Source organism: Morganella sp. B601 (assembly GCF_051172335.1).
Taxonomy (GTDB): Bacteria; Pseudomonadota; Gammaproteobacteria; order Enterobacterales; family Enterobacteriaceae; genus Morganella; species Morganella morganii.
The window spans coordinates 1-2,072 of the sequence record NZ_JBPIZE010000015.1 but is presented as its reverse complement, the minus strand read 5'-3'; the positions used below and the strand labels follow the sequence as shown (position 1 = coordinate 2,072).

The window sequence follows — 2,072 nt, the reverse complement described above, 5'->3', positions numbered from 1 at the left end:
GGTCAGTTGTTGATACGCGGATATAGCCGATGACCGCCATTGTTTTCCCTCATGTTTGCTGTAATGACGGGATTATTACGGATTTATCCGGTTATGGCTGCATTCCCGAAAACCTTGGTTTAGGAGAGTTGCACAGTCATTTTATAGTGACAGACAAAGAATCACGGATGTTGTCAACAAACCAAAAACTTGCAGTGCTTGCTCACGATAATAAAACCTCGGGGGCGTGGGATGACGAATTACAGAGGATGCTCTGGGCTTTTGACAGCACAGGAACACTGATACACGGTACTGTTCCGGCGGACAGAACGTCGGGATTCGGGACTGCCGCATTAAGAACTGTAGGTAATCTTTCCGGACAAGTTCCCGATATGAGTTTTTTCCCGGAATCCGGCAAATGGACGGATAACGGAATTACCACGTTACCTAACGGAATAATGATTCAGGCTTTCCGGCGAACCATAGCGAATGACTCAAGAACAGGGTACTCAATGACAACCCCAACAAATTACCCAATAGCATTCCCCAATGGGGTATGGGCTGTACTGTGTACGAAAACAACCTATGTCCAGATTATCGCAAGCTGCGAAAGTGTCACCAAACAGGGGTTTAACGTTGTTACGGTTAAAGCTGTTGAAGCACCGACAACAGAATCAACCATTAACTTTTTAGCTATCGGATATTAATTATGATGGAATTTGGATTTAGTGCCAAAGCGTTACAATTTTTCATTATGGATAAGAGAGATGACTACGAAAACAATGGTCTGTGGCCGGATGATATTGTCGCGGTAAATGGTGATGTCATGCACGAGTATGCCGGTATTCCTCCGGAGGGTAAGCGCCTTGGGGCTGATAAAAAAGGCAAACCTGTATGGATGGATATCCCGCCATTGACGCATGAGCAACACATCACTATCACAGAGGCACAAAAGCAGGCTTTAATTGCAGAGGCCAGCAAGAAAACTCAACTCTGGCAGACCCAGCTTATGCTCGGCATTATCACGGATGAAGACAAAGCCAGCCTCAAAGAATGGATGCTGTACGTGCAGGATGTACAGGCAGTAGATCCATCCCCCGGGGCTGGTGTGGTATGGCCTACACCACCGGCTTCACCGGCCAGATAATATCCGGGGCGGTGGATACGTCCACTGCCTCCAGTTCGTCCAGATAATCCAGCCAGGCGATTAACAGCGCTTCTTCGTCTGGCTTGATCCGCTTAAGTGCCAGTTTAGCCCGGAGCATTTCGGTTTCGGTGTGGACTTCGGCGATCAAAAATTGTTTTTGGGTTTCGGCCTGTTCAATTAACTGCGCTTTTGTCGGTGGGGGAATATCTTCCCATGCAGGTAATCCGCCGCTACCCGCTATTCTTTGTTTACCTTCCGGTGCAGCATCCGAGGCAAACTCACGATACACATCGTCCGAAACATCAATGAGGTCATCAGGCCATGTTCCCGCCTCTGTATATTCAGCCTCAAGTGATGTTGGGTAAAACGCATTATTGCCCGGAGAGTATTTGTAATTTTCCATTATGCCAATCCTATCGCATACCATTTGAACTGAACGTAACCAGCCGCAGCCGGTTCACCATTAAAAAACGCGGATGCTTCGCCGTGCACTAAATCGGCGCCGTGAACTGTTGCTGAAACCATGACACCTCCTGTTGCCTGATATGCACATGAAGAAAAAATAAAGCAGTTTTTAGGGAACGGGATCGGGAAATCAATATTAGTCACCGTTCTGTCAGCACATGATTTTGTCCCGTACTGGTAAATCAGTGTTGCTGGTGAGCCATTGATAATAACCGGAATTTTAAACCACCCGTTAACACCCAAAGATGCAGAGAAATATGACATTTCAGGCACATCGCCCGCTGATAATCCCACGCTTCTTGTTGCTACACTGCCAAGTCCGAGGTTACTCCTGAAGCTGTGGGCATTTATACCGGCGCCATCTTTTGGGGCGCGCTGATTTGTAAGCAACGTCGCCGCCCACTGGCTTAAAACATCGGTCTTTGATTCCCCTGCCGCCTGAACAATATTACTTTTTGCCGCATCTCCTAAACCAAGGTTT

The 2,072-nt window shown here is 47.5% G+C and carries 4 protein-coding genes; 2 read left to right on the top strand and 2 right to left on the bottom strand.

Annotation, left to right across the window (positions count from 1 at the left end; all coding sequences use genetic code 11):
- Positions 1-29: 29 nt before the first annotated feature.
- Together ACSBQN_RS19230 and ACSBQN_RS19225 are read left to right on the top strand one after the other, a co-directional pair.
- Entirely contained in the window at positions 30-686 is a 657-nt protein-coding gene (locus ACSBQN_RS19230; protein ID WP_434991808.1) for a gp53-like domain-containing protein, read from the top strand.
- Between the two features lie 2 nt (positions 687-688).
- Positions 689-1,126 (top strand): tail fiber assembly protein, encoded by a 438-nt coding sequence (locus ACSBQN_RS19225; protein ID WP_434991807.1) that lies wholly within the window; start codon positions 689-691, stop codon positions 1,124-1,126.
- Here ACSBQN_RS19225 and ACSBQN_RS19220 read toward each other — a convergent pair.
- Complete coding sequence (locus tag ACSBQN_RS19220) at positions 1,098-1,529, bottom strand: tail fiber assembly protein (protein ID WP_434991806.1); 432 nt, start codon at positions 1,527-1,529, stop codon at positions 1,098-1,100. The genes ACSBQN_RS19225 and ACSBQN_RS19220 overlap by 29 nt on opposite strands.
- A partial coding sequence (locus ACSBQN_RS19215) for a gp53-like domain-containing protein (protein ID WP_434991805.1) occupies positions 1,529-2,072 on the bottom strand: 544 nt, incomplete at its 5' end. The genes ACSBQN_RS19215 and ACSBQN_RS19220, both read right to left, overlap by 1 nt.

Excerpts from the sequence above, each read along its gene's own strand:
- ACSBQN_RS19225 (WP_434991807.1), top strand. The coding sequence starts at position 689 with ATGATGGAATTTGGATTTAGTGCCAAAGCGTTACAATTTTTCATTATG.
- ACSBQN_RS19230 (WP_434991808.1), top strand. The coding sequence starts at position 30 with ATGACCGCCATTGTTTTCCCTCATGTTTGCTGTAATGACGGGATTATT.
- ACSBQN_RS19220 (WP_434991806.1), bottom strand. The coding sequence starts at position 1,529 with ATGGAAAATTACAAATACTCTCCGGGCAATAATGCGTTTTACCCAACA.